Source organism: Corynebacterium sp. DNF00584 (assembly GCF_001552965.1).
Taxonomy (GTDB): Bacteria; Actinomycetota; Actinomycetes; order Mycobacteriales; family Mycobacteriaceae; genus Corynebacterium; species Corynebacterium phoceense.
Window position 1 is genome coordinate 233550 of the sequence record NZ_KQ959732.1, and the last position, 6725, is coordinate 240274.

The 6725-nt window shown below is 62.1% G+C and carries 3 protein-coding genes and 1 pseudogene; 2 read left to right on the top strand and 2 right to left on the bottom strand.

Annotated elements, in window-relative coordinates:
• Nucleotides 1-115: 115 nt before the first annotated feature.
• Together HMPREF0307_RS03400 and dnaE are read right to left on the bottom strand one after the other, a co-directional pair.
• Complete coding sequence (locus HMPREF0307_RS03400; protein WP_066487145.1) at nt 116-1318, bottom strand: cobalamin-independent methionine synthase II family protein; 1203 nt, start codon at nt 1316-1318, stop codon at nt 116-118.
• A gap of 90 nt (nt 1319-1408) precedes the next feature.
• Entirely contained in the window at nt 1409-4975 is a 3567-nt protein-coding gene (gene dnaE, locus HMPREF0307_RS03405; RefSeq protein ID WP_066487147.1) for a DNA polymerase III subunit alpha, read from the bottom strand.
• A gap of 95 nt (nt 4976-5070) precedes the next feature.
• On the opposite strand from dnaE, the gene rarD reads away from it, so the two are divergent.
• Both rarD and HMPREF0307_RS03415 read left to right on the top strand, forming a co-directional pair.
• Nucleotides 5071-5946: an EamA family transporter RarD gene (gene rarD / locus HMPREF0307_RS03410; RefSeq protein WP_066487149.1), complete on the top strand. Its 876-nt coding sequence runs from the start codon at nt 5071-5073 to the stop codon at nt 5944-5946.
• Nucleotides 5947-6100: 154 nt separating this feature from the next.
• Nucleotides 6101-6725, top strand: a pseudogene (locus HMPREF0307_RS03415) (hypothetical protein); the annotation flags it as partial.

Below are 6725 nucleotides of genomic sequence, written 5' to 3' on the forward strand. Positions count from 1 at the left end.
CCAACTTTTCAAACAAAGATATCCCCTTTATGGCGGTTTAAGATTTAATTGTCATATCTTTCGGCGCGCACGCAAAAAGCCGCGGCCCGGAGACCGCGGCATCGGCAAGCGTGGCTTAGAAGAGTTCCTCCGTGGCAATCTGTGCACCCTCGACGAGGGACTCAAGTTTCGCCCAGGCAATCTGGTGGTGCAGGCGCCCACCCAGGCCGCAGTCGGTCGACGCCACGACGTTCTCCGGACCCACGACCTCCGCGAACTGGATAATCCGGTCCGCAACGAGGCGCGGGTGCTCCACCGCATTCGTCGAGTGCGAAATCACGCCCGGGTAGATGAGCGTGCCCTCCGGTAGCTGATGATCCTGCCACACGCGCCACTCGTGCGCATGGCGCGGCGAGGCACCCTCAAAGGAGAAGCCGCCGACCTTGGCCTCGAGAATCTCGTCAATGATATCCGCGAACGGGATGTCCGTAACGTGCGGGCCATGCCAGGAACCCCAGCAAATGTGCAGGCGGGTCTGCTCGCGCGGCAGGTCCTTAATCGCGTCATTGAGCACCGCAATGCGGTCGCGCACGAAGCCCTGGAAGTCCTTCACGGACGGCTCCGGATTGATCTGGTCCCAGGCCTCCGCGAGGTCCGGCGCGTCGAACTGGACGGTGAGGCCCGCGTCCGTAATCGCCCTGTACTCGTGCGAGAGCGCCTCACCACAGGCTTGCACGACCTCCAGGTCGGTCTTGTAGTACTTGTTGCCCAAGCGCGCGGCCGATCCCGGGGACAGGGCCGCCACAAAGCCTGCCGATGCCCCCGCCTTGCCCATCGCATCCTTCAGCAGCTTGACGTCGGCGTCAACTTCCTTCTGCCCGATGTAGGTAATCGGGCCCGTGAACTCCGGGTTGGCAACCTTTTTGCGGCCGGTGAAGATGCCGGACTCCGGGTCATTGTAGGCTTCGTTGAAGATGGCGCGGTCGCGGCGGTCAACGAAGGAAGTGAGCTTGATATTGCCAGGCTCGGAACGCTGAATGGCGTTGGCTTCCCAGCGGTCCTTGTCCGTCATGGTGAGGCCGCCCAGGCGGCTAAAGGAGTAGTTCCACCACGCGCCATAGTCCACGGCGCCGGAGGTGATGTGGCCGTACTCGCCTTCATTGATGATGTCGATGCCCAGATCGACCTGGCGCTGCACGACCTCCTCGACGGCGCGCTCGAGGATGGCGAAGAACTCGTCGTCCGTGATCTCGTCGGCGGAGCGCTTGAGATTCGCCTCCAGTAATTCCGGGGTACGCGGCAGCGAGCCGACGTGCGTGGTGCGAATCTTCTGGGACATGGAAGGTGCTCCTTATGTGAGGTGAACTAGACTGTGCTGTCTACCCTAACCCAAACCTCTTTGTCCGCCCGTTTTATATTCACACCGGGGCTATCCCAGAATGCCCGCGCCCATCGTCGCCTTGAGATCGCCCATGAGGTTGCCGGAACGCTCCACGCGCAGGTGCTCGCCGAGGACCATCATCGTAGACTCGTCGCCGTTGACGAGCGTCAAGTAGACGTCGGACTCGCCCTTGTTCTTGAGCAGGACGTTCTTCAGTCGCGCGATAGTGTCGAGCGTGCACTGCTCGGTGCGCATGGTCAGCCGCAGCGGCAGGCCAACGCCGCCGCCGGGGCCTAGGTCCGGCACACGGATATCGGAGCAGAACAGCGAGCGGCGGTCGTCGCGGATCTTCACGTTGACCTTGGCCAGAATGATGTTGTCTTCCACAATCTGCGGCGCGACGAGCGAGTAGACCTGGTTGAACACGAGGATGTCGACCTGCGCGCCGTTGTGGTCTTCGACCGTGACGATAGCCCACGGCGAGCCGTCCTTCTTCGAGTAGCGGCGGTCGACCGCTGAGATGATGCCGCCGATGACAAGCTCCTGGCCGTTGTGAACCTCATCCGCCAGGATCTTGGGCAGCGGCGTATCGGTTTGCTCCGCGAGCGCCTCTTCGAAGCCGTCGAGCGGGTGGCCCGAGACATACAGACCCAGCATTTCGCGCTCGAGCGCCAGCTCGTGCTTGCGGTCCCAGTGCTCGTCCGGAATGTCAATGGCAAACGCGCTCATCGTCTCTTCGCTTTCCGCGCCGAGTCCCGCAAAGAGATCGAACTGGCCCTTGTCCGCGGCTTTCTTCGTGGTCTGCACCGCGTCCACCGCGTCTTCGTGGATGAGCATGAGACCTTTGCGCGGATGCTCCATGTCATCGAAGGCCCCGGCCTTAATGAGCGACTCCGTCACACGCTTGGTACACGCCACGAGGTCGATCTTGTCCAGATAGTCCGAGAAGTTCTTGAAGTGTCCCTTCTCCTCGCGGGCCTTGACGATGGCCTCGACGACTTCAGCACCGACGTTGCGGATAGCGCCCATACCGAAGCGAATATCCTCGCCGACAGCCTGGAAGTCCGTGTGCGACTCGTTCACCGACGGCGGCAGCACCCGGATGCCCAGGTGGCGGCAGTCCGAGAGATAAATGGCCGACTTATCCTTCTTATCCGAGACCGACGTGAGCAGCGCCGCCATGTACTCCGGCGCAAAATAGGCCTTGAGGTACGCGGTCCAGAACGAGACCAGGCCGTAGCCTGCCGCGTGCGACTTGTTAAACGCGTAGGACGCGAACGGCTCGATGGTGCCCCACAGCGCGTCCATCGCGTCCTTGGAGTAGCCGTTAGCCTGCATGCCGGACCAGAACTTGTCGTACTGCTTGGCCAGCACCTCCGGCTTCTTCTTACCCATGGCTTTACGGAAGCCATCTGCCTCGCCGGCCGTGTAGTTCGCGACCTTCTGCGAGATACGCATGATCTGCTCCTGGTAGACGATCAGACCGTAGGTCTCGTCCAGGATCTCCTTGAGCGGCTCTTCCAGCTCCGGGTGAATCGGCGTAATGGGCTTGCGTCCGTTCTTGCGGTCCGCGTAGTCCCAGTGCGCGTTCACGCCCATCGGGCCCGGACGGTAAAGCGCCAGCGACGCCACGATGTCTTTAAAGCCCGTCGGCTTCATGCGCTTGAGCAGCTCCTGCATACCACCCGAGTCGAGCTGGAAGATGCCCAGCGTCTCACCGTGCGACAGCAGGTCGTAGACCTTTGAGACGTTCGGATCGTCCGCATGCAGCTCCTCGAGTTTCAAGTCAATGCCGCGGTTCTTCTTGATATTCGCCAGCGCGTCACCAATGACCGTGAGGTTGCGCAGGCCCAGGAAGTCCATCTTCAGCAGGCCAATGGCCTCACATGCCGGGTAATCCCAGCCCGTGATGTACGCGCCGTCCGAACGCTGCCACATGGGGATATGGTCCATGAGCGACACGGACGCCATAATGACGGCACACGCGTGGACGCCTGCCTGGCGCACCACGCCCTCGAGGCCGCGCGCGGTTTCGTAAATGCGCTTGACGTCCGGGTCCGTCTCGATCATCTGTCGGACCTCGGTCGCCTCCGAGTAGCGCGGGTGCTCCGGGTCCATGATGCCCGAGAGCGGAATATCCTTCGCCATGATCGCCGGCGGCAGCGCGCCGTTGATGCGGTCCGCCATCTGGAAGCCCGGCTGACCGTAGTTCACCTTCGCCGAGTCCTTGATGGCCTGCTTCGTCTTCACCGTACCGAAGGTGATGACCTGCGCGACCTTGTCCTCGCCCCAACGCTCCGCGGCGTATTGAATCATCTCGCCACGGCGGCGGTCATCGAAGTCGATATCGATATCCGGTGCGGATGGACGCTCCGGGTTGAGGAATCGCTCGAACAGGAGACCATGCTCGATGGGGTCGATATTGGTAATTGTCAGTGCGTACGCCACGAGCGCGCCTGCCGCAGAACCACGGCCCGGGCCCACCCAAATGCCGACGGAGCGCGCGTGCTTGATGAGCTCGGCGACGATGAGGAAGTAGGACGGGTAGCCCTTCATGTCGATGACGCTGATTTCGTACTGCGCGCGCTCGATGTATTCCTGCGGCACCTCTTCGCCGGGGAAGCGCGCCTGGAGGCCCTCCATGACCTGGTTGGTCAGCCACGACGTCGGGGTCTCGCCCTCCGGCACGTCGGCGATCGGCATGCGGTCGAGCGGATGCTCCTCCCACAGCTCGCTGTAGTCCTGTACACGCTCGGCAATCCACAGCGTGTTATCGCAGCCATCCGGGACCATGTCGTCCCAAATCTCACGCATCTGCGCAGCCGACTTGATGTAGTAGCCCGTGCCATCGAACTTGAAACGGTCCTGGTCCATGAGCGTCTTGCCGGTCTGCACGCAGAGCATCGCCTCGTGCGAGGCCGCCTGCGACTCGAGCACGTAGTGGCAGTCATTCGTCACCAGCGGCGGCAGGTCGAGCTTGCGCCCGATTTCCAGCAGCTCGGAGCGCACGCGCGTCTCGATGTCGAGGCCGTGGTCCATGAGCTCAAGGAAGTAATTATCTTTGCCGTAGATGTCCTGCCACATCGCCGCGGCCTCGAGCGCCTCATCAAACTGTCCCAGGCGCAGGCGCGTTTGCACGTCGCCCGACGGGCACCCCGTCGTCGCGATGATGCCATCCGCATGTTCGGCGATCAGCTCCGCGTCCATGCGCGGGTACTTACCCAACTGCCCCTCGTACGACGCCAGCGAAGACAGACGGAACAAGTTCTTCAAACCCGTCGCGTTCTCAGCGAGCATGGTCTGGTGCAGGTACGAGCCGCCGCCCGCGACGTCATCGCGCTTCTGGTCCGGCGTACCCCAGTGCACACGCTTCTTATTGAAGCGCGACTCCGGAGCCATGTACGTCTCAATACCAATAATCGGCTTAATCCCCGCCGAGGTCATGCGCTGGTAAAACGCATTCGATCCAAACATGTTGCCGTGGTCCGTCATGCCCACGGCTGGCATCCCCTGACGCTTGACCTCCTCCGAGAGCAGGTCCACCTTCGCCATACCATCCAGCATGGAAAACTCGGTGTGATTATGCAGGTGAACAAAGGAGGAGTTTTTCGCCATGCAGACAGTCTAGCGGCCGCGTCAAACCCCCGAAGCCGTCCCTTTTGATGAGAAACGTTTCCCGCCACACGGCTAGCGGAGTACATTAATCTCCGATGTTTTACACCATTGCCGCCTACCTCATGTGGGGCTTCTTCCCCGCATTCTTCCCGCTGCTGCTGCCCGCCTCTCCCCTCGAGATTCTCGCGCACCGCGTCATTTGGACCGCGGTACTCGTCACGGGTTTCCTCGTCGTCACCGGCGGCTGGCGCGAACTCTCGCGCCTCGACAAGAAGACCTGGGCCTGGCTCGCCGCGGCCGGCGTGTTCATCTCCGTCAACTGGGGAACCTACGTCGTGGCCATCAACTCGGGCCATGTTGCCGATGCCGCCCTCGGCTACTTCATCAATCCCCTCGTCTCCGTCGCGCTCGGCCTGGTTTTCTTAAAAGAAAGCCTGCGCAAGCTCCAGGCCGTCGCCGTCGGCATCGCCGCCATCGCGGTCATTTACCTCACCTTCTTCACCGGCCAGGCGCCCTATATCTCGCTTCTGCTCGCCTTCTCTTTCGGCATCTACGGCCTCATTAAGAAGCAGGTCCGCGTCTCCTCGACCGGCTCCGTTGCCGCCGAGACCCTCGTCGTCCTGCCCGTCGCGCTCATCTACGTCCTGTGGCTCGAATCCTCCGGCGCCGGCACGTTTACTTCCGAAGGCCCCCTGCACATCGTGCTGCTCATCGGCTCCGGTCTCGTCACCGCGCTGCCGCTGCTCTGCTTCGCCCAAGGGGCCAAGGCCCTTCCCCTGTCGACCGTGGGCATGCTCCAGTACATGACGCCACTCATGCAGATGCTCTGGGCGCTCTTCGTCACCCACGAGCACTTCTCGACGCACCGCTGGATCGGCTTCGGCATCATCGGACTCGCCGTCGCCGTCTACTTCACAGACCTCATCCAAATGGCTGCCGCCCGCCGCAAGCGCTCGCGCTCAGCGGCATGAACGTGCCGGTGATACTGAGATTTTCGTGAGAAGCGTTAGTTTCTGTGGATAACTCCCCGAATTTCGCCCACTCTATTGGGCAACCGGCGCAGGTTGTCCACAGGAAAATATGTTCCCCTAGCATTGTGTGCCGCGTGCCTTTAGCTTCTGGGGCATGACAGTTTCTCTCTTCGCAGCTCTCACCCTCGGCGTCTCCTCGCTTCCCGAAGCCGCCGGCATGTCGCTCAAAGACATCCTCGCCCTCGGTGTCGCCCGCCCCGACGCGCTTCTCGTGCGCCGCCTGCACAAGGTCTACTACGGCCACACGCAAGCCACGACCCTCCAAGCCGAAGCCCGCGCCGCGGCAATCCGCCGCAAGCACCCACTCCGCGTGCTGGAGAAAATTGAGAACCTCATCGCCTCCGCTCCCAATAAGGACACGCTGCGCGCGCTGCTGGCGGACACCGCCGCCGAAGACATCCCCACCGTCGCTGCCAAGCACATTGAGAAAAAGCCCAAAAACGAATACGCCCGGCTAACCCAATCCCCCGACGGGTGGGCACGCTTGACCATCTTCACCAAGGACCCGGGCCTCCTCGACTTCGCCAACGGCCTGCCCGGCGTGACCCCGAAATCCCGGAACAAGCTTTTAGACGGGTTCAAAGAATTCGTCGAAGGCGCAACCAGGCTCGCACCGCCGCGGCGCATGGTCCATATCGTGCTCAAGCTCGACGAGATGGACAAGATTACCCGCGGCGAAGGCGACGACGTCACCATCCGCGCCTCGGACGGCTCAGTGC

What these genes read in the sequence shown, in the direction of transcription:
- HMPREF0307_RS03400 (WP_066487145.1), bottom strand. Translation starts at nt 1,318, where the DNA reads ATGTCCCAGAAGATTCGCACCACGCACGTCGGCTCGCTGCCGCGTACC.
- dnaE (WP_066487147.1), bottom strand. Translation starts at nt 4,975, where the DNA reads ATGGCGAAAAACTCCTCCTTTGTTCACCTGCATAATCACACCGAGTTT.
- rarD (WP_066487149.1), top strand. Translation starts at nt 5,071, where the DNA reads ATGTTTTACACCATTGCCGCCTACCTCATGTGGGGCTTCTTCCCCGCA.